20 protein-coding genes and 13 tRNA genes are annotated in these 25,471 nt (G+C 34.8%); 2 read left to right on the forward strand and 31 right to left on the reverse strand.

Annotated features, from left to right (window positions below; translation table 11 throughout):
- Positions 1-24: 24 nt before the first annotated feature.
- The 5 genes from SPD45_RS08750 to SPD45_RS08770 all read right to left on the reverse strand — a co-directional run bounded on the left by SPD45_RS08750 (position 25) and on the right by SPD45_RS08770 (position 5,454).
- Complete coding sequence (locus SPD45_RS08750; RefSeq protein WP_336267370.1) at positions 25-774, reverse strand: LytR/AlgR family response regulator transcription factor; 750 nt, start codon at positions 772-774, stop codon at positions 25-27.
- Positions 743-2,545: a LytS/YhcK type 5TM receptor domain-containing protein gene (locus SPD45_RS08755; protein WP_336267371.1), complete on the reverse strand. Its 1,803-nt coding sequence runs from the start codon at positions 2,543-2,545 to the stop codon at positions 743-745. Before SPD45_RS08755 ends, SPD45_RS08750 begins: the two co-directional genes overlap by 32 nt.
- Complete coding sequence (locus SPD45_RS08760; protein WP_336267372.1) at positions 2,542-4,080, reverse strand: solute symporter family protein; 1,539 nt, start codon at positions 4,078-4,080, stop codon at positions 2,542-2,544. Before SPD45_RS08760 ends, SPD45_RS08755 begins: the two co-directional genes overlap by 4 nt.
- Positions 4,077-4,346, reverse strand: coding sequence for a DUF485 domain-containing protein (locus tag SPD45_RS08765; RefSeq protein ID WP_336267373.1), 270 nt, complete (start codon positions 4,344-4,346; stop codon positions 4,077-4,079). The genes SPD45_RS08760 and SPD45_RS08765 overlap by 4 nt, the downstream gene beginning before the upstream one ends.
- 184 nt (positions 4,347-4,530) lie before the next feature.
- Entirely contained in the window at positions 4,531-5,454 is a 924-nt protein-coding gene (locus SPD45_RS08770) for a manganese-dependent inorganic pyrophosphatase (protein WP_336267374.1), read from the reverse strand.
- Positions 5,455-5,603: 149 nt separating this feature from the next.
- Here SPD45_RS08770 and SPD45_RS08775 point away from each other — a divergent pair, with 149 nt between their 5' ends.
- Positions 5,604-6,725 (forward strand): NAD(P)/FAD-dependent oxidoreductase, encoded by a 1,122-nt coding sequence (locus SPD45_RS08775; protein WP_336267375.1) that lies wholly within the window; start codon positions 5,604-5,606, stop codon positions 6,723-6,725.
- 75 nt (positions 6,726-6,800) lie between these two features.
- Here SPD45_RS08775 and solA read toward each other — a convergent pair whose 3' ends face one another.
- The 23 genes from solA to SPD45_RS08890 form a co-directional block, all read right to left on the reverse strand.
- On the reverse strand, positions 6,801-7,952 hold the full coding sequence (solA, locus tag SPD45_RS08780; protein WP_336267376.1) for an N-methyl-L-tryptophan oxidase: 1,152 nt from the start codon (positions 7,950-7,952) through the stop codon (positions 6,801-6,803).
- 10 nt (positions 7,953-7,962) lie between these two features.
- Positions 7,963-8,607 (reverse strand): YczE/YyaS/YitT family protein, encoded by a 645-nt coding sequence (locus tag SPD45_RS08785; RefSeq protein ID WP_336267377.1) that lies wholly within the window; start codon positions 8,605-8,607, stop codon positions 7,963-7,965.
- 132 nt (positions 8,608-8,739) lie between these two features.
- On the reverse strand, positions 8,740-9,504 hold the full coding sequence (locus tag SPD45_RS08790) for a ComEA family DNA-binding protein (protein ID WP_336267378.1): 765 nt from the start codon (positions 9,502-9,504) through the stop codon (positions 8,740-8,742).
- A 30-nt stretch (positions 9,505-9,534) separates the two neighbouring features.
- Complete coding sequence (locus SPD45_RS08795; protein ID WP_336267379.1) at positions 9,535-10,155, reverse strand: 4Fe-4S single cluster domain-containing protein; 621 nt, start codon at positions 10,153-10,155, stop codon at positions 9,535-9,537.
- Positions 10,148-10,369 (reverse strand): DUF2997 domain-containing protein, encoded by a 222-nt coding sequence (locus SPD45_RS08800; RefSeq protein ID WP_336267380.1) that lies wholly within the window; start codon positions 10,367-10,369, stop codon positions 10,148-10,150. Before SPD45_RS08800 ends, SPD45_RS08795 begins: the two co-directional genes overlap by 8 nt.
- Positions 10,370-10,374: 5 nt before the next feature.
- Positions 10,375-10,872, reverse strand: a complete 498-nt coding sequence (locus tag SPD45_RS08805; RefSeq protein ID WP_336267381.1) for a hypothetical protein — start codon at positions 10,870-10,872, stop codon at positions 10,375-10,377.
- 12 nt (positions 10,873-10,884) lie between these two features.
- Entirely contained in the window at positions 10,885-12,540 is a 1,656-nt protein-coding gene (locus tag SPD45_RS08810; RefSeq protein WP_336267382.1) for an AAA family ATPase, read from the reverse strand.
- Between the two features lie 292 nt (positions 12,541-12,832).
- Positions 12,833-12,906 (reverse strand) — tRNA-Cys (locus tag SPD45_RS08815).
- Positions 12,907-12,917: 11 nt separating this feature from the next.
- Positions 12,918-12,989, reverse strand: a tRNA-Gly gene (locus tag SPD45_RS08820).
- A 7-nt stretch (positions 12,990-12,996) separates the two neighbouring features.
- Positions 12,997-13,068: transfer RNA gene (locus SPD45_RS08825), tRNA-Gln, on the reverse strand.
- A 14-nt stretch (positions 13,069-13,082) separates the two neighbouring features.
- Positions 13,083-13,155, reverse strand: a tRNA-His gene (locus tag SPD45_RS08830).
- A 26-nt stretch (positions 13,156-13,181) separates the two neighbouring features.
- Positions 13,182-13,255 (reverse strand) — tRNA-Trp (locus tag SPD45_RS08835).
- A gap of 12 nt (positions 13,256-13,267) precedes the next feature.
- Positions 13,268-13,352 (reverse strand) — tRNA-Tyr (locus tag SPD45_RS08840).
- Between the two features lie 22 nt (positions 13,353-13,374).
- Positions 13,375-13,450 (reverse strand) — tRNA-Phe (locus SPD45_RS08845).
- A 9-nt stretch (positions 13,451-13,459) separates the two neighbouring features.
- Positions 13,460-13,536, reverse strand: a tRNA-Asp gene (locus tag SPD45_RS08850).
- Between the two features lie 88 nt (positions 13,537-13,624).
- Positions 13,625-13,701 (reverse strand) — tRNA-Met (locus SPD45_RS08855).
- A gap of 151 nt (positions 13,702-13,852) precedes the next feature.
- A tRNA-Val gene (locus SPD45_RS08860) sits at positions 13,853-13,928 on the reverse strand.
- A gap of 24 nt (positions 13,929-13,952) precedes the next feature.
- Positions 13,953-14,027, reverse strand: a tRNA-Glu gene (locus SPD45_RS08865).
- Positions 14,028-14,045: 18 nt separating this feature from the next.
- Positions 14,046-14,136, reverse strand: a tRNA-Ser gene (locus SPD45_RS08870).
- Positions 14,137-14,139: 3 nt separating this feature from the next.
- Positions 14,140-14,214, reverse strand: a tRNA-Asn gene (locus SPD45_RS08875).
- Positions 14,215-14,607: 393 nt separating this feature from the next.
- Positions 14,608-15,519, reverse strand: coding sequence for a chemotaxis protein (locus SPD45_RS08880; protein WP_336267383.1), 912 nt, complete (start codon positions 15,517-15,519; stop codon positions 14,608-14,610).
- Between the two features lie 409 nt (positions 15,520-15,928).
- Complete coding sequence (locus SPD45_RS08885) at positions 15,929-17,272, reverse strand: cyclic 2,3-diphosphoglycerate synthase (RefSeq protein ID WP_336267384.1); 1,344 nt, start codon at positions 17,270-17,272, stop codon at positions 15,929-15,931.
- Between the two features lie 518 nt (positions 17,273-17,790).
- Positions 17,791-18,087 carry a hypothetical protein gene (locus SPD45_RS08890; RefSeq protein ID WP_336267385.1) on the reverse strand — a complete coding sequence of 99 codons (297 nt, stop codon included), beginning with the start codon at positions 18,085-18,087 and terminating at the stop codon, positions 17,791-17,793.
- A 145-nt stretch (positions 18,088-18,232) separates the two neighbouring features.
- Here SPD45_RS08890 and SPD45_RS08895 point away from each other — a divergent pair, with 145 nt between their 5' ends.
- Positions 18,233-19,450 (forward strand): multidrug effflux MFS transporter, encoded by a 1,218-nt coding sequence (locus SPD45_RS08895; protein WP_336267386.1) that lies wholly within the window; start codon positions 18,233-18,235, stop codon positions 19,448-19,450.
- Positions 19,451-19,502: 52 nt separating this feature from the next.
- Here the strand turns inward: SPD45_RS08895 and SPD45_RS08900 are convergent, their stop codons facing one another.
- From SPD45_RS08900 to SPD45_RS08910, 3 genes are all read right to left on the reverse strand, one after another.
- Positions 19,503-20,957 (reverse strand): protein adenylyltransferase SelO, encoded by a 1,455-nt coding sequence (locus SPD45_RS08900; RefSeq protein WP_336267387.1) that lies wholly within the window; start codon positions 20,955-20,957, stop codon positions 19,503-19,505.
- A gap of 153 nt (positions 20,958-21,110) precedes the next feature.
- Entirely contained in the window at positions 21,111-22,028 is a 918-nt protein-coding gene (gene isdE, locus SPD45_RS08905) for a heme ABC transporter substrate-binding protein IsdE (protein ID WP_336267388.1), read from the reverse strand.
- 74 nt (positions 22,029-22,102) lie between these two features.
- Positions 22,103-25,471: an NEAT domain-containing protein gene (locus SPD45_RS08910; RefSeq protein ID WP_336267389.1), complete on the reverse strand. Its 3,369-nt coding sequence runs from the start codon at positions 25,469-25,471 to the stop codon at positions 22,103-22,105.

Genomic DNA, 25,471 nt, shown 5'->3' on the forward strand with positions numbered 1-25,471 from the left:
GTAACATTTTATTGTCAAATGTATTTAATTACTGAATTTTTCGAACAATGCTTTTCTTGCCGAACGACTGACAGGAACAGTTGTTTTTTGTTTATCCTTTAAAGTAATGTTATAAGCCCCATTAAACCAAGGTGTTATTTCTAATATATGATCTAAATTCACTAAATAACTACGATGTGTTCGAAAAAATGAAAATCCTTCTAATTTCTTTTCTAATTCTTGTAATGTCATTTTACTCTCAATGACACCATTTTCCGTATGAATTTCTAACATTCTTTGCGATGGTACAGCATAATAAATGGAACCTGGGGATAAAACGATCATTTTTTCACCATCGTCAATTAATAATTTGGTCGTTGCTAGTCGGTCTTGGCTGAAATTGGATCTTGTTGAAGCAGATTTTTCGACAACACGTTTTCGAACACGTTCTAACGCTTGTTGGAGACGAATTTGATCAAACGGCTTCAATAAATAGTCGACCGCTTCCATCGAAAATGCATCTATCGCATATGCATCATATGCTGTTGTAAAAATAATGTATGGAGCATCGTTCGTCGAATCTAATATTTGTTTTGCCGCCTCTACCCCAGATAAACCAGGCATTTCAATATCTAAAAAAAGGACATCTGGTCGATGTTCAAAATATAAATCTAGTAATTCCTCTCCAGTAGCCGCACTAGGCATAATATGAATATCTGATTCTCTTTCTAATAAATAGATTAATTCTTCCCTCGCTAAATACTCATCTTCTGCTATCATCACATTCAATTTCATCGTTGTTCCTCCTTACAGAAATACTATTTGGAATATAAAAATAGACAATACTTCCACCTTCATGCAAATTTTCAAATTGCAAACTACTCTCATCTCCTAATAAACTAATTAGCCTTTGATTCACATTAAACAATCCTACTCCACCATGATCAATTCGATCTGTTTGACTCGTTGTTTTACCCTTTTTATACAAATCATCTAATTTTTTTGGATCGAATCCAATTCCATTATCTTTTATACTAATTTTCACATAATGTTTTTCCCGTTCAATAGTTACATCAATCTTCCCACCAGATGCTTTATTTTTCAACCCATGTTGAATACTATTTTCGACAAGCGGTTGGATAGTAGATGGTGGTATTTGTACATTCATGACAGTTGGATCTACTTCGAAATTTATATGTAATTGCTTGGAAAACCGTGTCTGAATAATTTCGATATATGCTCGAACATGTTCACACTCTCTTTCTAGTGATATGAGTGATTCCGACGTGATACCTAAATTAAATCGCATAAAACTAGCTAATTGCAAAGTAATATTTCGCGCTTTTTGTGGATCAATTCGAAATAATGTCGCAATTAAATGTAATGTATTAAATAAAAAATGTGGATTTATTTGAGCTTGTAAATTACGTAACTCTGCATCTACAATATTTTTTCGTAAGTTTTCATTTGCAATCACCTTCAATTGATTAGAAATTAGTTTTCCTAATCCTTGTGCCAATACAATTTCCACTGGTCGAATATGTTGTGATTTTGTAAAATAAAATTGAATAATACTTTTCGAATCGTTCGTGGAAGTAATTGGAATAATAATACATGCTTCTAACTGACAAGTTGTCTCTGCACAGTCTATGTCCGCTTTATTATAGGCGACCTTCACCTCATCTGACTGAACCGCTTCTAATAATAGTCCTTTTTTTTGAACTGGTCCTAATGTATGATGGTCTGCACCAATTCCTTTAAATGCTAATAATTCATTTTTTACAATGACAGATATCGCTGCAATATCTAATCGGTCATATAACAATGTTGCAAGTCCTTCCGCACGTTCTTTTGCTGATGTCATCCGCAAAAAAGGTAACGCCTCTTCTGCAATGGTCAATGCTTGTCGCGTCGCTTGAGCTGCCTCATTTTCTTGTTCCGCTAAAACAATTCCAATCATCGCCGTAAAAATGGCAATCGCGATACTACTAGCTAAAACGAGCGGCAATCCGATGACATTTACAAACTGAATCATCTGTTCATTTTGAGGATATAATACTAATAATAATTGCATTTGTAAAATAGGAGGAAAAACTCCGATAAACAACGCTTGAATCGGGGAAATAACACGTGCCTTTGAAAAAAAACGCCCGGTTAATCCTGCTAATAACCCAGTTAATGGATTGACGAGCATATTTGCTACCCAACCAATTCCACCTAAAAAACCTAAATGAATCCCAACAATAATTCCTGCCCCTAACCCAACGAGTGGACCCCCTAACAAACCAGCGATCACAATAGCAATAATACTTAAACTTATAAGCATTTCATCTGGTTGAACGACCGTCACCATTCCACGATTAATAATCATACCATCTTTAAAAATTAACCCAAAATGGGAACTAACAATTCCAAAAATACCAAATATAAACGAATGAAGCACAACTGTTTTTGCATCAAATTCACGATATAACATCGTTTTAAAATTAGGAATTCGTGTTAAGACGAATGCAATAACTAACAATAATCCAATTCGTTCTAATAGAATAATCGTCAATTCCTTCATTCATCCACACTCCTCACATCTATCCCCGTTTGTGCCTTAATATAAAAAGCCTCATAATCTACTAATTCCTTTGATGGAAACAAGTATGACCCGACTATTGCGCCTAAAAATCCAATTGGTATTGCAATGATACCTGGATTATATAAATGAATGATAGGATCACGTAAAAATAACCCGTCATTTACATTCATTGCATGTGGCCCAATAATTAATAAAGTAATGGATGAAACTAACCCTAATATCATCCCAGTAATTGCACCAGCTTTACTGAACTTTTTCCAATAAATCGTCAATAAAATAACTGGCAAATTGCTCGATGCCGCAATAATAAACGTTAATGATACTAAAAAGGTGACATTTACATTTTTTAAACCTAATGCAAAGATTGTTGAAACAAATCCAATAGCGAGTGCAGATAATTGGGCTGCACGTAATTGTTCCTTTTCCGTCGTTTTCCCTTTTTTAATAATATGATGATAAATATCATGGGAAAATGCTGTCGTTGCTGAAATAACAAGCCCTGCTACAACTGCTACAACCGTCGTAAACGCAATGGCGGCAACGAATGCTAACAAAAAGTCCCCGCCTAGTGCTTTCGCTAATAATGGTCCGGCTAAATTTCCAGTGGAATCTTGTTGAATCAACGTATCATACCCAACAACAGCAGCCGTTCCTAAGCCTAAAACGAGTGTCATTAAATAAAACACACCGATAATTCCGCTCGCTGTTAAAACAGATTTACGGACTTCTTGTGCATTTTGCACTGTATAAAAACGAATTAAAATATGAGGCAACCCCGCTGTCCCTAAAACGAGTGCGATATATAATGAAATCATTTCTAGTGGGCTCCCTAATAAATGTCCCGGCATAAAAAATTGATCCCCTAGTGGGGTCCCTAATTTTACTTCTTCTATTAATGTCATTAAATCCCAACGGTAATAAGAAAATACAATTAACGATAGTAAAAATGTCGACGTCATTAATAAGATTGTTTTGACAATTTGTACCCATGAAGTCGCAATCATTCCACCAAAAACGACATATACCGTCATTAAACTACCAATAATTAAAACTGACGTACTATAGTTTAAATCGAGCAAAAGACGTAAAAGTAAACCAGATGCAACTAATTGTGGAATCATGTAAAAAATAGAAATAATAAAGGACCCTATCGCCATTAAAATTCGAATGTTTTTACTCGGAAAACGCTCACAAATAACATCACCTAAAGAATATTTCCCTAGATGATGAACAGGTTCCGCAACAAAAAATAAAACGACTAAATAGGAAACTAAAAATCCTAAAGAGTATAAAAAACCATCATACCCATTCAGAGCAATCGCTCCGATAATGCCAAGAAATGATGCAGCACTAATATAATCTCCTGCAATTGCCATGCCATTTTGTACACCTGTTAAGCTACCAGCAGCAGTATAAAATTGCATCGTCGTTTTACTTCTTCTTGCAGCCCAATATGTAATGATTAACGTACAAATAACGATACAGACGAAAAACAAAAAATATGTAAAATTCATTCCACTGCCTCCCGTCTTATCTCTTCAATCATCACATCTAATTTTCGGGATTTAAACCAGTACAACGTGCCGATTATCCACGTCATAATTATTTGTAAAAACGCGAAAATCCATGCATATGTAATAACTCCAAATGGTGCTTGTTTCATAAAGCTCGGAAAGAACCCTAACGCAATTGGTAAAAACATAAAAAAAACAATCGCAAAAATTGTTACTTTAATGAGAAAACTTCTTCGAGCATGACGCCATTTTTCGTAGTTTTCCATCCAGTTCCCCCCTCAAAATAGTTCGGTTGAATATTTTGTTAAAAATCCGAACGGGAACATATATATTTCCATCGTTCGGATTTTCATATTTTTATCCATATTTTATTCAAAAGCTCAACATACTCGTCCCTATGGAATACAATATCTTACCTCATCACTTACTTACGTATGTATACCATATTTCTTATTGGAATGTTGCCCCTAAGTTTGTTACAATTTGTTTCTTACGTGACACGACACCTTCTAATAATGCACGATTTGCAGCAAGTTGAACTTGGAAAGCTTCTTCCACATTTTTACTTGCATTCCCTAATGCTAATGCTTCAGAATTACTATTTAAAATATCTGTTACGACTAATAAAAATAAATCAAGTTCTTTCTCCTCGATAATCTTTTCGATTGCCGCTTCAAATTCCGCTTGTTTCGTGTAAACAGATTCTACGTCCACAGCGTTTACTTGTGCTATCTCTACTTTAGCTGAGCCCATCGTAAACTCTTTTGCATCCATTTCAAGTAATTCTGCGACAGTTTTATCACTTAAATCTGTTCCTGCCTTTAGCATTTCTAACCCATATACATTTACATCTACATCTGCAATTGCTTCCAATGCTTTTGCAACTTTTACATCTTCATCCGTACATGTTGGTGATTTGAATAATAACGTATCAGACACAATTGCCGACAACATTAACAATGCATTCGATTTAGAAATTTCTACATCATTTTCTTTAAAAATTTTATATAAAATTGTCGCCGTACATCCAACAGGCTCCGCACGGAAATATAATGGATCTTGCGTTTCAAAGTTCGCAATACGGTGGTGATCAACTACTTCCGCAACTTTCACATCACGAATATTATCGACCGATTGTTGGAATTCGTTATGATCCACTAAAATAACAGCTTCTACATCTTCAGCTTTCTCAATAAAGCGTGGTGCCTCTACTTTTGCATAGTTTAATACGTATTCCGTTTCTTTGTTTACATTTCCTAAACGAACAGCTTCTGCGTCTACACCTAATGCTCTTTTTAAATCCGCATATACAAGTGCTGAACAAATTGTATCTGTATCCGGATTTTTATGACCAAACACTAATATTTTTCCCATGTTCATACCCCTAATTTTTATATTATTTACTCTTCTAGATTATCATATTTTCGCGAAATAATGAATATTTAGCGTTTATTTGCAGTTGATCGATATAATGAAACGAATTATGATAAAATAAAATAAGATCAATGTAAAAGAGGGTTTATATGAAAAAAGTAATTATCGTTGGAGGCGGAATCGTAGGTGCCGCATGCGCTTATGAACTAATCCGTAAAAATATCGACGTAACAATTATCGATGCACATAAAAAAGGACGAGCAACATCTGCCGCTGCCGGTGTCATTTGTCCATGGTTAACACAACGCCGAAATAAAGCATGGTTTCATTTAGCAAGAGAAGGTGCTTTATATTACGATACATTAATTTCTGCATTAGCAAAAGACGGAGAAACAAATACTGGTTATAAAAAGGTAGGGCTTATTCGTCTTGCCGAACAAAATGAAGCATTAGAACCATTCGTACAAATTGGAAAAGAACGCCGAATACAAACGCCACAGATCGGGGAAATTAATATCCTTTCACCTGAAAAGACGAAAGAATTTTTCCCATATATAGAGAAAGATTTTTATGCCTTATATGTGGAACATGCGGCAAGAGTAGATGGACGTCTATTACGTGATTCACTCATTTCAGCAAGTATAAAACATGGAGCAACACTTATCGAAGGACATGCAACGTTAATGCGTCACGGAAAAAAATTCATCGGAGTACAAGTTGGTACGAAAGAAATTTTGGCTGATGACATCATTGTAGTAAATGGCGCTTGGATGAAGGAAATTTTTGCAGAAGCAGATATAAGTGTCGACGTACGACCACAAAAAGGACAAATTATCGACTTATACGATGAAGGCAATACGAATAACCTCCCCGTCGTCAAACCCCCAAATAATCAATATTTACTTACTTTTGATGATGGAAAAATTGTCGTCGGGGCAACTCAGGAAAATACAGACAACTTACAACCGACTAGCACTGCTTTTGGGGTCCACTATATTTTAGATCAAGCATTAACCTATGCACCACAATTAGCAAGTAGCCATGTAAATGAAATTCGTGTTGGTTTCCGTCCAACGACATTCAACCACGCACCGATGTATGGACCGATTCCTAATTATGAAAACATTTATATCGGTACGGGCCTAGGAGCTTCAGGCTTAAATACTGGACCATATATGGGTATGCAATTAGCAAAAATGGCTCTAGGTGAGCCGTTAGATTTAAACGCAGAAAATTATAAAGTGGATGACATTATATGTGATAAATCTTAAAAAAGAAACACGGATGGTAAAATATTGAACACATTTTTATTATTACTTAAACATTTTCACCATTCGTGTTTCATATTATCGTGCAGTAAACCGTTCTAACTGAAACATTTCTAATGTCGTATGTAATTTCCCTTCTAGCGCACTTTTCACTAATGCTTCTCCAATACTACTTGCAAACTTAAAACCATGTCCTGAAAAGCCACAGGCATAAAAAATATGTTCGCATTGTGGATCGACATCAATAATAAAGTGCTCATCAGCCGAATTCGTATATAAACAAGTTTTACCTTCTTTTAATGTATTGTTTGCCCCTTGAATATACCGTTCTAAAAAATAACGTAAATCCGCTTCATCTGATGGATATGTACCAAAATCTTGTGTCAGTTTTTCAGGGGCTATCGCCACTCCACCATCATCGCGTCCAATTTTTAAACCAGTTCCATTTACATTCGGGAATCCATAAGCGCCAAATGTTTCCGTTTCATCCTCAATATAAAAACATGGAAAATGCTCTTTACTATACGTCCCCTCCGCAGCTTCAAAAAACGCAAAACATTTTCGTGTTGGTACAATCGGTAAATCAATATGTTGGAGTAATTGTTTTGCATACGCCCCTGCTGTTACAATAACCTTCTTTGCGATATACGTTTCTGTACCAGTTTCAATATAAATAAGGTCTTCCTTATTTGGATAAAACTTTTCAACTTTTGTATTCGGAATATATGTTGCACCATGATGTATCGCTATCTTTTTATATGCTTCAATCGCCTTCTCACTATATAAAAAACCTGTATCCGGTTCATAATATCCAATATAATCGTCTGGCACTGTAAAGCCTTTCCAACGCTTATTGATTTCCTCTCCTGTTAATACTTCAACATGTAAATCATTTTCTTTTGCAGATGCAATACTTTCTCGAACAAAAGCAGAATGTGCTGGACCTACGCCAACTACCCCAACCTTTTCTAGTATCGTTTCGCCAGATTCTTCTGCTAATTGTTCCCATAAAAATTGAGCCCTTTTAGCAAGTCGCACATAATCTCGCCCTTCACCATATGCTTGGCGAATCATTCTAGTATCCCCATGATGACTTCCTTTCATATGTGGTGGATCATATGCATCAATGAGTAACGTCTTTGCCTTTTCCTTTGTTGCATATGCACCTGCAGCCATTCCTACAGAACCTGCTCCGATTATTGCAATATCAAATACACTCGTTTCTCCCATCATGTTCCCCCTACAAATTTTTATATACACGCGCCTTTTCTCCTGAAACACGTACTTCCACTTTTCCTAAAAATTGATTAAAGTATTCATATGAATATTGAAAAATTGGACTTTGAATGAACGTAAAAATAAAAGTGAAAATAAAAATTGGTCCACCAATTAAGAAGCCAATAACTAAAACCGTACATTCTGTTATAATTCGAACTTTCCCTATCGACATCCCAACTTTATCAGAAATAGATAACATAAATCCGTCACGGGGACCTGCACCGATTTGCGCTGCATTATAAAGTCCACCACCAAAACCCATTAAAACAATTCCAATCATCATCACAAAAATATCAAATATAGCATTAGTTGGAACAGGTAACAGTCCTGTCCACATATAAAAGTCTACGAATACCCCAACTAATATGGCATTTGTAAACGTCCCAACTTTTATATATGATTTATCTAAAATAAACGCAACTAAAATTAGAAAAAAACCGATAATAATATTCCAAGAACCTATCGTTAACCCTATTTTTTCAAATAGACCGACAGATAAGACATCCCATGGATGAATCCCTAAATATTGCATTTGAATCGATAATGTAATCCCAAAACTAAAAATTAATAGTCCGATTACATACGTACAAATACGAATATAAATCAAACCGACCACTTCTCTCTCTCATTTTATCTGAATATTCATATATGATTTTATCATTTTCATGGAAGAACAACAAAAAAAGAACAGCATTTCATGTTATTACATGCAAGTACTGTTCAAATGTGAAAATCTATATTAAAAATCTACTATTCTACCTTTGCTATTCGATTTTTTATTTACTACTTCTTTATCATCTAAAGCTATCAAGTCCTCATCTTGAAATACAATATAAGGTTTAGAACGCATTAAAATATGAGGCTTTATATTTGTAGCTGCCGCTAAATGTTTAATAGATGTAAAAGGTCCCTCTTCTTCGCGCTTTTTAATAATTTTCTTCGCTAAAAATCGTGGAATATAAGGTAATAGTGCAATTTCTTCTTCATTTGCTTTATTTATATTGATAATCTTTATCTCTTTCGGTTCATTTGACCGTTTATTACTACTTGGCTCCATCTTGTTCGGTTCATTTCCAAAATCTATCGTTCCATCTGAATATGAGCCTATGCTTTTCACCTCTTGCCCTTCATTCCCCATTTGGGCACTTTCTCCTCGATGCTCCATCATATAATTCAATTTGCGCTTTTCTTCTTGAATAATTAATAAACGAATAAATTGAGGACGGATTGCAATTCCATGGATGAGGATGTAAAGCCATACAAAAAGATTAGTGAAAACTGCAATATCACTAATAATCTCATTATTAAATTCACCTATCAAAATAAAGGAACCATAAATAAGAATTAAATAAAACGCTCCTGTTCGAATCCATTTACGCTGGCCTGCTCGATATCCAATATAAAAAAATGCAAAAGGGGCTAATAATCCAAATGGAATAAATAATATGATAAGCCATAATGAATGTAAAATATGCCAACCTATACTTTTCTTTTGTTGCTCCATCATCATTACTCCTTTTAATTATATACAATCTTATAAATCATCTAATAATCGATGCCATATTTCAGGAGAAACCATGCCGTTTGCAGCAATTGTACCATCATTTTGTACATAGATTTCTAACTTATCATGAATCATCGTTAATTTATGTTCAAGATGTTTATAACGTTCTGTTAAGAAATGAAATCGTTGATTCATTGATCCAACCCAAGGACGTTCTTTATCAATATAATCTCTTTCAAATGGACCATCGATAAATAAATCCGTAACTTCATACAATTCCTTCCATCCTTCTTTATTCATTTCTTCTAATTGCTCTTTATAATAACCACTAAACGCCATAATAGATAACCCTTTTTCTTTTGCGCGTCTCCCTAATTCCGCTAGAGCTAACGCTTGTTCAAAAGGCTCCCCACCAAGAAATGTTATTCCTTCAATATCGTATTTCTCTATCGACATTTCAATTTTCTTCCAAATATCATCCACTGTCGTTCTCGTTCCTTTTTTTGGATTCCAAGTCCAAGGAACACCACAACCTTTACAATGAATCGGACAACCTTGCACCCATACACAGGCACGTTTCCCTGGACCTTCTACCTCTGTAACAGGTAAAAAACGATGGAGTTGAATTGGCAATAATCCTTTATCAGTCATAATCCTTCACACTTTGTTGTTTCATTGTTACCTGTTCTTCTGCTTTAACATATTCTTGTAAAAATTCATCCGTATAATCAGAATCAATCGTTTCGGCTTCTAATATTTCTTCCATTAATGCTAAATAATCAAAACATGTTTCATCCGTCATCCCTAATGTTTTCATATGAATTTGCCCATTATTATGAATCGTAAAACGAATTTTCTTCTTCATATCGCTCATCCCTTTACACCAAATGTTAAAACGACACTATCTTCACGTTGTTCTTCAGATTCAAAAACTAATCCTTCTTGCTCAGCTCTCGACATTAGTTTCTCATACACTTGTTGTTGCACGATATTTGTATACTCATCTACTATACTTTCAACAAATTCCGCTGCATCTTCCTTTTTAATATCATCATTAAAAGCTGCACTATATAATCCTGTTTCTTCTTTTATAAAAGTAATAGAAGTCTCCAAGACAACAGTTTCAATACTCGTCTCTGTTTCTTCCACTTTATTTCCATAGTTTTGTAACGCCTCTATTAAAATATCTTCCTTTTTGATTGGCGTTTCAATTTTATAAAAATTCGTTTCTTCTGCCATTACACGATGACGTAATTCTTCTAATTGCTTTTCATCATTTATAATGTCTACAGGGATCTTTTTATTTTTACCTATTGTTGTTCCAAGTACGCCAATTGCTACCGGAACTAAAAATGCCGATAAACTCATTCATATCCTCCTTTAAAACTCTAGCATACGTCCGCCTCGTTTAGATAAAATTTCTGGATCGTTCGGTTTTTTCTTTTCCTCATCTTCTACATTTACATATTCTTGACGGTCATCACTTAGAGTGGCAGCTACCGCACGAACACTTGCCCACTCTCGTAATCGAGTTATTTGTTCTGCCTGTGTAATAGATAGTGGAACTGTTTCTGCAATCGCCTTTTCTATATCTCTCATTTGTAGGCCTCTCGATTCAGCAAACGCTTCAAATAGTGCCGAAATAACGATTTGTTCCAACTCCGCACCAATATACCCTTCTGTTAAATCTGCCAAATGGTCATACGTTTCCTCGGACAATGAAAAAGTCCCTTTTGCTTTTTCCGATTTCAACCGTTTTTCCAAATGAATTTTAAATATTGCCTTTCTTTCGCGTTTCGTTGGTAAATCCACAAAAAATATTTCGTTAAATCGCCCTTTCCTTAAAAATTCTGCCGGTAGACGCTGAATATCATTTGCTGTGGCAACTAAGAATACAGGCGATGTTTTCTCTTGCATCCAGTTTAAAAATGTCGCAAAAATACGAGATGTCGTCCCACTATCTCCAGAAGAATTCGTACCTGCTAAACCTTTTTCAATTTCATCAATCCATAAAATAGAAGGTGCAATCGCTTCTGCTGTTTCTAATGCTTTACGCATATTTTCCTCACTACTACCTACAATGCCACTAAATACCCGGCCCATATCTAACTTTAGTAAAGGTAAATTCCATAAAGAACTTACAGCTTTTGCTATTAAACTTTTCCCACAACCAGGCACACCCGTAATAAGTAAACCTTTTGGAGCTGGTAAACCATAGTCATTCGCTTGACCAACCCACGAATGATTTCGTTTAATTAACCATCGTTTTATGTTTTCTAATCCACCAACGTTTTCCATACTAATTTTCTCGGGAATATATTCCAATACCTCACTCTTTTTAATTATTTGCTGTTTTTCACTTAATACATGATCAACCGTATTAATATCAATACGGCCATCCAATACAAGTGATAATGCAAATGAGTTTTCGGCTTCTTGCAATGTTAATCCCAACGCTGAACGAATAACTTGCTCCTCTTCCTCTTCACTTAAATCAATGACAATTCGAGGGTTATTTTTATTCATTTCGATCATTTCATATAACACTTCTTTTATTTCCTCAAATGAAGGTAAATGGTAATCAACACTCATCACAGCTTTTTCTAATTCAATTGGAAAGGTTATCGATGGAGATAATAATATTACGTTTTTAGGATTTGGTGCATTTTCAATAGACTGTACTAAATCCCTTATTTTTCGAACAACTTGATAATCTGTTTGTCTCCCCTCTCCTCCTAAAAACACATGAAGGTCCTTTAATACAAAGACACTCGGTTCATCTATTTTGGCAATTTCATCCAGCACTTGTATAGGTTGTTTTAAACGAGTATTACTTTTTCCAGTTTCAGATACTAACCCATCTGTTACACTCCATGTATATAAGTTTCGTTTCGTCTTTATGATGTGTTCATCTTCACATATTCGTCTAATATCTGATATTACTCTTGATTCTTCCCAAGTAGAGATGGATAAAAAAGCGAATCTCGCTCGTAAATAATTTGATAATCTTGTAATAAAATCTCTTTCTTTTAACAAAAATGTTTTCCTCCCCTATGTAGATAAAAACAATCCTTAAATTATTTAAAATATACCACATATGGGTAAATTTTGTAAGGGAATCTAAATATAAGATGTGTTAAAAATATTGTCTTTCATTATGAAGGAAAATTCACTTTTTTTCTATTTTTATGCAAAAAATAGTACCAGTGGATTTTTTCATCACAACACCGTATATTGTAGGGCCTGTAAATATAAAAAACGCCTTAACGAGTTATTCTCGTTAAGACGTAGTATATGTAAGTTATAAAGTCCGCCTAAATAAAATGTTTGGAGGCGGCAACCGGATTTGAACCGATGATAGAGGTTTTGCAGACCTCGGCCTTACCGCTTGGCTATGCCGCCATAAAATTATAAGCGGAAGACGGGATTCGAACCCGCGACCCTCTCCTTGGCAAGGAGATATTCTACCACTGAACTACTTCCGCAAGCAAGCTGGGCTACTAGGATTCGAACCTAGGAATGACGGAACCAAAATCCGTTGCCTTACCGCTTGGCTATAGCCCAATGTATAAAAAAGGGGCGACCGGTGGGATTTGAACCCACGCGTGCCGGAGCCACAATCCGGTGCGTTAACCACTTCGCCACGACCGCCATCATATATCATTAGGTATTACTATTGGCAGGGGTAGTAGGAATCGAACCCACATCAAAGGTTTTGGAGACCTTCGTTTTACCATTAAACTATACCCCTATATTAGAAAAATGGTGGAGGGGGGCAGATTCGAACTGCCGAACCCGATGGGAGCGGATTTACAGTCCGCCGCGTTTAGCCACTTCGCTACCCCTCCGATTGATTACGTTAAATATAAATGGTGGCTCAGGACGGAATCGAACCGCCGACACAAGGATTTTCAGTCCTTTGCTCTACCGACTGAGCTACTGAGCCGTTTTTATATGGCGATCCGGACGGGACTCGAACCCGCGACCTCCAGCGTGACAGGCTGGCATTCTAACCAACTGAACTACCGGACCACAATGTATATAATCGAAATACCATTTAATAATTTATCATCTTTTATGTATTTAGTCAAATGAATCATTGTTCATTTTGGAAGTAATTTGGTTGCGGGGGCAAGATTTGAACTTGCGACCTTTGGGTTATGAGCCCAACGAGCTGCCAGACTGCTCCACCCCGCGATATAAGAGAATATGCTGTTTTTTGTATGCCCATTTTATTGAGCTATGCGTTTGGTGGTCTCGTCGTACTGTCGTACTCCTCGCATGTTGCCATGCTCCACCCCGCGATATAAGAAAATATACTGTTTTACTCCGTGCTTACAATATAAAATGGTGGAGGATGCAGGGCTCGAACCTGCGACCCCTTGCTTGTAAGGCAAGTGCTCTCCCAGCTGAGCTAATCCTCCATGCATGTAAGTCTGTAAAATAAATGGTGACCCCTACGGGATTCGAACCCGTGTTACCGCCGTGAAAGGGCGGTGTCTTAACCACTTGACCAAGGGGCCATTATATAAAAGGTATTCTGGCGGAGAGCAAGGGATTTGAACCCTTGAAACCGTGACCGGTTTACATGATTTCCAATCATGCTCCTTCGACCAACTCGGACAGCTCTCCGAATGGCTCCACAGGTAGGGTTCGAACCTACGACCGATCGGTTAACAGCCGATTGCTCTACCACTGAGCTACTGTGGAATATGTTTATTATATTGATACCCATTTGATTCCTACGTAACCTTCATGTGGTCGCCTCCGGTCCTATCGGTCCTCGGCGCAGCTTAAATGTTTTTCAAACATTTAATGCTCTACCACTGAGCTACTGTGGAATATGTTTAGCATAGTATGTTTATAAGTGGAAGTGAATGTTTATTCGCTCACACCTTTTTAATTATACTATGAATTTTCTAAATTGCAACTGTTTTACTTTTGCTTTGTTTGCCACTTATTTTAGCGACAACTTATATTATATCTCTTTATAAAAATAATGCAAGCAAAACGTGAAATGTTTTTTAAAACTGTATATTTACACGCTTTATGCAATATTGTTGAGGCACCTACTAGAATCCTTCTCTAGAAGATGCCTATTTATTATAATATCAACTGATCTATTTTTTCAACTAAAGTGACTATTTCTGGTTTACTTACTTGTGCATCCGCACCTACAGACTCTCCCTTATGGAAGAGGTCACGTGTAATTAAAGAAGAGAAAATGATGATAGGTAAAGTATTTAAATGTTCGTTTTTCTTCACTTTGTCTGTTAAATGATGTCCATCCATTTGTGGCATTTCAATATCTGAAATCATTAAATTCACTTCATCTTCTAATGTAAATGCCTCATTTTTAGTTGCTGCTTCTAAATACTCCCAAGCTTCCTTACCATTTTCAAAAAACTTTAAATTTCCATAACCCGCTTCTGTCAATGTATCTTTTAATAATTGACGTAAAATGGCTGAGTCTTCCGCAATCATAATTTTCTTTGTAGAACGTTCACGTGGTCCTAATTCTTTTATACGCTCCATATTCACACCAGAGTTAGGATCAATTTCGACAACAATTTTTTCAAAGTCTAATAAAATTGACATTTGTTCTTCTAATTTAATAATCCCAATTGCATATGCTTGATTACCAGCAGATAAATCTGTTGGCTTTTCAATTTGTTCCCAAGAAATACGGTAAATTCTTGAAACATGATGCACACGAAAAGCAATCTTCACTTGGTTTAATTCAGCAATAATAAATTTATCCATTTTCGGATCTTCCGATTGTTGGATTCCTAATACTTTTGCTAAATCAACGACAGGCAACACTTCTTCACGTAATCGTATAATTCCTTCTACATCTGGATGTGAATTAGGGATTGGTGTTACTTGTACAGCATTTATAATTTCTCTCACTTTTAACACATTGATTCCAAAGACATTCAAACCAACTTCAAACATCACTACTTCAAGTTCATTTGTACCACTTTCTAATAAAATATTCGTTTGTGATGAGCTCATAGTTACGCCCTCCTACCATTATCACTACTAAAGTACTATGATAATTATAACAGAAAGAAGCAATAACACAATCTAAAGATGAGAGATTTGGAAATATTTTTCAATAAGAAGGTAAATTGGAATCTATTTTGTGGATAAAGACTGTTCATCCACATTTTTTCATCAACTATGTAAAGGTTTGTGCATAAAGGGGTAATTTTTTATAATGTATAAAAAATTACCTGTGGATTATCTTCTTTAAAGCAAAATCCCCCTGTGGATGAGCATAAAATGGGGATAATTTTGTGAATGACGTGGATACTTTTTAACATTTCACTCTTCGAAAGAGGAACTCATTGTATAATGGAGTGATATTTTCATGCAAGTAAAAAGACGAATGCATCTATCACATTCGTCCTTTTGTATAAAGTTATTTCACTAAATTATGTTTTTCCACGAACTCATCTAAAATATTTTGTAAGTTCGGTGACGTTACTTCATCTAGATCATAGTACACCCTTGTTGTTGGTTTTTTAATATCAATAACTCTATTTAAATCCATCGGTGTACCGATAATGACCGCATCACAATCAGCATTATTAATTGTCGCTTCTAAATCTTTTAATTGTTGTTCTCCATATCCCATTGCAGGTAAAACTGTATCGATATGAGGATATTTTTCAAACGTATCAATTAATGAACCGACACCATATGGTCTTGGATCTACAATTTCTGTAGCACCATATCTTTCAGCCGCAACAGATCCAGCTCCAATTTTCATTTCTCCATGTGTCAATGTTGGTCCATCTTCAACGATTAATACTCTTTTCCCTTTAATTAATTCTGGATTATCGATAGAAATCGTTGATTCAGCTTTAATAATTTCACTGTTCGGTACATGTGTTTTAATATTATTTTCTACAATATCAATAGATTGCTGATCTGCACTATCAATTTTGTTAATAATACTTACATCCGCCGTTCTAAAGCATACTTCTCCAGGATAGTAAGATAATTCATGTCCAGCACGGTGTGGATCTAAAACGTTAATCGCAAGGTCTGGCGTATAGAATGAATAATCATTGTTTCCACCATCCCATAAAATAACATCACATCCATCAGGATCTTCTTCTGCTGCACGTAAGATCGCTTCATAATCAACCCCAGCATAAATTATGTTCCCACGAATAACATGTGGTTCATATTCTTCCATTTCTTCAATCGTACATTTATGTTTCTTTAAATCTTCAACCGTTGCAAAACGTTGTACCTTTTGTTCTGCTAAATCCCCATATGGCATCGGATGACGAATTGCTACGACTTTTAATCCTTTTTCTAATAAAATTTCAATGACCTTACGAGATGTTTGACTTTTCCCTGTTCCAGTACGTACAGCCGCTACAGAAATAACTGGTTTCTTACTATCAATCATCGTATGTTTTGGTCCTAATAATGTAAAACTCGCTCCTGCTGAGTTTACAATTGCTCCGATAGACATTACATCTTGATAATTTAAATCACTATATGAAAAGACACATTCATCAACGTCTAATTCTTCAATTAATTTTGGTAAATCTTCTTGAGGAAAAATCGGAATTCCTTCAGGATATAATTCTCCCGCTAACTCTGTAGGATATTTTCTTCCATCTATATCTGGAATTTGTGCAGCTGTAAATGCCACTACATTATATTCTTCTTTATTACGATAATATGTATTAAAGTTATGGAAATCTCTTCCCGCAGCTCCAATAATGATAATATTTTTTTTATTCACGTTAAAGTCCCCTATCTCTTTTTGAAATTCTATATATTATTATACATAATATTGCATAAAAATACTACTATTTTCTTTTAAAATTATAAATTAATTCCTTAAACCCCTTACATTCTTATACCTTCAATAAAAAGTCTGTATTCCCGAAATAGAATGACAATTAAATAGTTACTTATTTTTATACATTTGGACCGTAAAATGTGGATTATGATAGATAAAATATGTTGAGATCATCTTTATGTAGGCTTGAAATGAGTAAAAAGAAACATAGAATAATTTCTGTCGACTACGAATGAGAAATGTCCATGAAGCTTTCAGTGTCGAAAAATAAGAGACATATTTTTAAATGGAAAGAATACCAGAAACGTACGAGCTTCACAATAGATTTAAAAACACCTACAATTAAGCCAAATTAATAACTATCCTCGAAACCTATTAAGGAAGTAAATGACGTCCTTAATAGGTCAAGGCTGATAAGGTATCACTTCTATCACTTACTTGTTTGTATGATATACTGCTTACTTTACCTTTACGATTAAGAAATCAGATTCCTCTATTGCTTCTACACTATGATCTTCAAATGGTTCCATATGAAGTACTTCCTCATTTGTTAATGTCACTTTTTCCTGCTCAAAATTAAAAACGACTTTTCCAGTTCTTACAATAATAAGGACATCACATTTTGCGTGATGTTTCGTTAATGTTTCCCCTTCTTTCATATGAAGATGAATCGTATCAAATTTATCTTCATTCAAAATTCGCAGTGCGTGTTTTTTCTCATCACCTATACGATGCTTCGTTTCTACTACTCTCATAGGAACATCTCCTCTCCATATTAAATGGTATCTTTATATAATTGTAGCTTTAATATGCGACATAATGCAAATAGCAATTCAATTTTCTTAATTAGATAATGATATATGATATAATATACTGCATATATATAAGAGGGGGGATTATTTGGCTCCATTAGCCCAAACAAATAAATTGAAACAACAACGAACACCTACTATTGTTTTCGTGTTTATTTTAGGTTCGTTAACAGCTTTAGGTCCTTTATCGATGGATATGTATTTACCCGCATTACCGGCGGTGGCAAATAATTTAGAAACGACTGCTTCCTTAACACAACTTAGTATAACAACATGCTTATTAGGGTTAGCGCTCGGACAAATTATTTTCGGACCATTAAGTGATATGAAAGGTCGCAGAAAACCTTTAATCATCACCATTCTTTTTTATGTCATTTTTTCTATTTTATGTGCATTAAGCAGTCATATATTCCTTTTCATTATTGGACGATTTTTACAAGGATTTACAGGAGCGGCAGGAATCGTGATTGCCCGAGCTGCTGCGAGAGATTTATATAGCGGAAAAGAATTAACTAAGTTTATGGCTCTACTTGCAATAGTAATGGGAGCTGCACCAATCTTATCTCCTGTATTTGGTGGAATTATATTAAAATGGATAAGTTGGCAAGCAGTTTTCTATGTTTTAGCAGGTATCGGTGTGTTGTTATTCTTATCTGTCTTATTTCTATTACCAGAAACATTGGAAGAAGAAGATCGACTTCAAGGCGATGCATTTGTAGCGATTAAGTCATTCGGACAATTGTTTCGTGACCGCATATTTGTAGGAATTGCATTTTCACAAGCGTTTATTTCTATGGGAATGTTCGCTTATATCGCAGCATCACCATTCGTCTTACAAAAAATTTATGCCGTATCACCACAACAATATTCCTTTATATTTGCATTAAATGGCCTCGGCATTATTATATTTGCTCAAATTGCTGGACGAATTGTAACGAGAGTAAAAGAAGAAACGATTATGTTTATCGCTATTTTAATTGCATTTTTTGGTGGTATATTACTTTTATTCGTCGTATTTTTTGAATTACATATAAGTGTTATGATCATTGCATTGTTTACAGTCGTATCTGTCGTCGGACTTATTAATACGACGAGTTTTTCACTCGCAATGAGCCGTCAAGGTCACATCGCCGGGAGTGCGTCAGCATTTTTAGGTATTTTACCATTTGCAGGAGGAGCACTCGTTTCCCCACTTACTGGAATACTTGGCGAAAACAATATGATCCCAATGGGACTCGTTATATTTTGCTGTAGTTTATGTGCACTAATAATATTTTTGTTGTTCGTGAAAAACAAAGTACAATAAGCTGATTAACAAAAAACGATTACGTTCTCCAAAGAACATAATCGTTTTTTATTTACGTACCACAATATGTTTGAAATGGTCCATCTGCTTCTGGAGGCAATGTTTGAAATGCTCGCTGTTGTTCCGTATGTGCAAACGGATCTTTTAAAGCTTGCATGAACGAATGAAACTTCGAAAAATCCCCTTCATCTATAACAGCATTTAATGCTTCTTCAACATAAAAATTACGCGGAATAACTGCTGGATTATGTTGTTTCATCATTTCCTCACGTCCATCTGCTGTTGTCTCTTCTTCTAATAACCGAGCTTCATATTGTTTGAACCACGTTTGGAACGTCTCTGTTTCATATTCCATTTTATCTAATGTACCGAAAGTTAAGTCGACAAATGTGTTCGTATAATCCATTTTCTCTTCATGCATCACTTTTAATAATTGTTCGATTAGTTCCTGATCTCGATCGGCAGATTTTTCTAAACCTAATTTCTTTCGCATGCCATTTAACCATTCATTCATATACACATCGCCAAAGATAGCAAGCGATTCTTTCGCTACTTTTATAGCCTCTTCTTCATCTTCATGTAATAACGGTAAAAGTGTCTCCGCAAATCGTGTCACATTCCACATTCCGATTGGCGGCTGATTACGATATGCATATCGTCCTTGTGCATCGATTGAACTAAACACTGTATTCGGATCGTACGTATCCATAAAGGCACATGGCCCGTAATCAATCGACTCTCCTGAAATCGTCATATTATCCGTATTCATGACACCATGAATAAACCCGACAAGCTGCCACTTCGCAATGGTTTTTGCTTGTTTTTGAATAACCGCCTCTAAAAATTTTCTATATCGATTTGATCCTTCTTTTATTTCTGGATAATGTCTGCTAATTGCATAATCTGCTAACTCTTTTATCTCATTTTTTTCTCCGAATGCCTGTGCATATTGAAATGTACCGACACGTAAATGACTGCTTGCCACACGTGTTAAAATAGCCCCAGGTAAAGGTCGCTCTCGGTATACTGGATCACCAGTGACAACAACAGCTAAAGAGCGTGATGTAGGAATATTTAATGCATACATCGCTTCACTAATAATAAATTCACGTAACATCGGCCCTAATGTTGCACGTCCATCCCCTGCACGCGAATAAGGTGTTCGTCCAGCACCTTTCAATTGAATGTCCACGACTTTACCATCCTTCGTCACATGTTCTCCAAGTAAAATCGCTCGTCCATCCCCTAACATTGTAAAAGAACCAAATTGGTGTCCAGCGTACGCCTGTGCAATCGGCTTAGCATCATCTAAAATGGTATTTCCAGAAAAAATTCCTGCCAAGCTTTGTTGATCTATTTGATTTACTTGAATACCTAGCTCTTCCGCTAAACCTTGGTTGAATACAATCAATTGTGGCTTGGATACTTTTTCAGGAATTTGGTCCGTATAAAACATTTCATCTAACTCCTGATAACTATGTTGAAACTGAAATGGACTTTTTTCCATTTTCACACCTTCATCCTTTTATAATTTGTCCCCACTGTATCATGAATAGATTATACGTGCCAACGATACACTTGCTTCGAGCAAAGTTCATACGTAAAGCGTAAACCTACATACAAAAACTCGCCCTCCTAACGGTGAACGAGTTTCGTGTTCTTATTCTTCATATAAAATGGTCTTCAATTCTTCCATCGCATCAAGTACAGCTAAATTCGCTGTCGTACCAAAACGAGTTTCTTCTAAATCATAAACACGATCATCTTTTACTGCTTTGAAATGTTTCCATATGTCATTTTCCGCAAACTCACGGTCAAACATTTTCACCACTTCTTCCGGAGCTCCATGTGCAGCACGTAAAATAATATCGGCATCTGTTTGCTGTAAATATTCTGTGTTTGCAGAAATGAAATCTTCATCATGCCCAGTAACCGCCATTTCTCCACCTAGACGAACGACTAAGTCACCAATATAAGAATGTTCTGTTCCAACAATGTAACTTCCTGGGATTCCCATTAAAATTAATACTTTCGGAGCATCTTTTCCTTCAACAGACTTTTCGATTTCTTCCATTTTGTCTTCAAACTCTTGTACTAACGCAGTCGCTTGTTCTGTACGATCATATTTTTCACCAAGTGCTTCGATTTCTTCAAACATTGCTCCAACACTATCTAAATCTAAAAATGTCCCAGGAACATTCGCTTCTTTCCATTTTTCTCCTAGATCACTTTCTAAATTCGTCACAGATATTACATCGTCTGGTTGTAAAGATAAAACAACTTCTAAATCAGGATCCATCGGGTTCCCAACTTCTGTTGCATCTTTATAACGCTCAGGTAAATCTTTATAACTTGTCGGTACCCCAACTAAATCTAATTCTAATTTTTCCATAATTTCCGTAATCGCAACAGTTGTAGAAACAATGTTCGCATCAGTTTCTAACTGCTCATTACTTGCACCATTATTACTTTCTGTTTCATTCTGTTTCTCGTTATCATTCTTCGCATCTGAACTGCCACATGCAATTAGTACAATAGAAAGCAATAATAGTAACAAAACGGCTGAAAATTTTCTCATAACTCTTTCCTTCCTTTTGTATAATGAGGATAAGTCTTACTACAACATAGATGTAGTAAGACTTATCGGGTAATTTATTCTTTTACCATATTTTTTCTAATTTGGAAAACAAGTACCCCACCAGCAATAATTAATAAAATTGTGTAAAATACAATTGCAGTCATATCGCTTGTTTTTGGGTTTGATTCTTTGACATCATTAGCAACAACATTATTTTCCGCATTATTACCAAATCCTGGTTTATTAATAGTTGATAAATTATTATCTGATCCTTCAAATGCAGTCTCTTCCATACTATTTTTCTTCATATTTTCAATTTGTTGCTTTTGTTTATCTTTTTGTAAAATTTCTTTATAACTTGACTTATCAAATACTAAGTAAGCTGTATGAGTTTCATTATATAAACCTGGTACATTAATGTCCATAGTCAGTAATAGGTCAGCAAAATTCGCATCAATTTGTAGTTTTATAACACGATAAAGAATTCCATTTTCTTTATATTCTTTAATTGTTGCTGCTTCACCAAATTTATTCGATATATTTTTCACCATATCTGCATTACGAATAGTTATTTCTGCAAATGTTTTTCCTTTTTCTTCGTAAATATATGCAGGTTTTAAGAAAAATTGATCAGCAATAGATAAACCAGTGCGATCTTCTTTTACAACAGAATATAATATTTCTCCAATTGTTTTTTCATCTGGTAAAGTTGACTTAGATGGTGTATTGTTATTTTCTCCACCATTTCCATTGTTCGTTCCTAAGTTACTACCATTGTTTCCATTTGGATTTGGTGAATTTGGTTGCGGTGTTTGAGCATTATCACCGTCTGGTCCATTAGCGTTGGTAGAGCTCACTAATGTATATTTTTCAGGATTAACTTTCTTTTGCTTTGAAGTATCAAATACTAATCTAGCATCATGTTCCTTATTTTCATAAACTCCTGGTACATCAAGTATCATTTTCAATTGAACAATTTCGGTTAATGGTTGATCAACCTTAAATTGATATACGGCAACTCCATTTTCTTCACTTACTTTAACCATTTCTATTGGTTTCCCACCAAGTAAATTTTTCATCGATTTAATAAACTGCGAACTGTTTTCTTCCGTTGTTATTTGTACATATGTTTCATTATTATATTCTAAAATAACTGCTTTTTTAGTAAAAAAGCTATTTGCAGCCGATAACTCATCTTTCTCCACATGTAAAATTTTATATGGTAAAGTGTAGGCCCTATCTGCAACTAATGGTTTTCTTTCTTCTTCCTTTTCCTCTAAAAGTTTCACACTATTTTTTTCAAAGAAAAGTCGGACTGTTTCAATATTTTTTGAAGTTTTCGCCTTTGAAACATGATGTAATTGTGCATATACAACCTCATTTAACGAATCAATTGTAAATTGTACATCATATGTTTTATTCTTTTTATTTTCATTTACTACCTTGGTATTTTTAAACGAGTTTCCAATTTTTGTTGTAACTTTATCTATTTCTTTTTTGTCTACTGTGATTGTAACAATATTTTTACCACCTTGCACTTCTAATTTTGCAGGAGTTTTTAAATATTTTTGACTTGGTACTTTCTCAAAACTTGTCTCATGTAATGTACGAAAATTAATTGTGTACTCTCCATCTTTTAAATCTGTTAATTTATCTTCATCATTTTCAAGATTCCCATTGTACTTATCAATCGTATTAGGTTTTAAAACAATACGAAATGGCTGCTCACTTGTATATAATCCTGGTATATCCACTTTCACTTTAGCATCGATTTCATCAATTAAATTGTCTACTTCAAAAGAAACTATACGTGTATTTGCTTCTTCATTAATACTTTCAACTTTTGCTGATTGGAACTTTTCTCCAGCTTTAACTTTTATATCTTTGATTGTTTCATTATCAGTCAGTTTAATAAACAAACGATATTTCCCATCTTTGGCAACAATTTTTGTTGGGTTTACAAAATATTTAGCAGCCGTTGATGTTTCATTTTTATCCGCATATAATGCATCATATTCAATAGAGTATTCGCCATCTTTCAAGTTTTCTATTAAATTAATTTTAGTATTATGGTGCATAACCATCCGTCCTGTATTAATTAACATATCAAAGTTGTACGTATTTTTTTCTTGCATTTTTTCGTCTAATTCGATTTGCGCTACATATGCACCTTTATCATTAATTGCAGAACCTATATTCATTCGTTTCCCATCTATATATAACCCATCAACAAATTGGCGCATACTTTTTCCATGTAATTGTAAAAATTGTTTACCATCTTTTTTTACAATTTCAATCTCTCGTTCATAAGAACCAGAAATGTTCGCACCTTCTGTTGTATACACAAACGACTCTACATCATTTGATGTCACAATATTTGTTTTGAATGGTTCTGTTGAATTTTTTATAAGAGTGTTACCTTCTTTTATCTTTTCTTTTGAATCAAGATTTAAAGTTATATCTGCGCTATGAACCATTAAGTTCCCATTAACATTAATGATCATTGTAAATTTAAATGTATTTTTCTCTGTTAAGGGCTTATCCAATTCAATTTCCGCGAAATATGATCCACTATCATTAATAGGTGCACTAATTTTCATATGTTTGCTATCAAGGTAAAGCATTTCAATAAAATTACGCATACCTTTACCTTTCAATTGTAAATACTCTTTACCATCCCTTTCAACTATATAAATATCTTCTGTATAGTATCGGGTTAAATCTACATCACCAGAATCATAACTATAAGTAAATGTATCAAGACCATGTGTTACATCTGGTTTTTCTGAAGGAATTTCTTCGTTATTTCCATTTTGTTCTTCGTCTTTATTCTTCTCTTCATCTTCTATTGAATTATTTTCATTATCTTGTTCCGGATTGGAAGGTTGTGAAGGCTCTATTTCTTCTGGATTATCTGTATTGTCTCTTTCTTCAGGTTTAGATGTTTCAGGATTAGATGGTGTCTGCACTTGTTCTAGTTCGACAACTGGTAAATTTTCCAATCCACTGATTTTAATATCCATACCAACTTCGTGCTTTATACCATATGATGGCACTTCATATACAATTGTTGAAGAATAAATATCTTTCAGTGCGTTTAATGAAAATATGTAAATATACTCATCATTTGTCTCTGTTACTCTTCCGTTTTGACCTTCAAAAGAAAAAGATGAAAAATTCACATCGTCATTTTTGGGTATGGAAAAACTCACTTCCATTTTACCTTCATTTACATTTACAATTGCTTCTTTTTCAATAAAATTTGCTGCCGTTGAATTCTCAGTCGTTCCTTCTTTTAAAAATTTCACACCTAATTTATATGTACCATCTTCAATTTGTTTTTCATCTTGTGCTGATTCCGCTAACACTGAAATTGATGAAAATGGAATTAACAATAATGCAATTAGTAGGACAGTGAAACTTTTTCTAATTTTATTAACCAT

Origin of the sequence: Pseudogracilibacillus sp. SO10305, assembly GCF_037072005.1 — a bacterium.
In the GTDB taxonomy this organism is placed as follows: Bacteria; Bacillota; Bacilli; order Bacillales; family Amphibacillaceae; genus Pseudogracilibacillus; species Pseudogracilibacillus intestinigallinarum.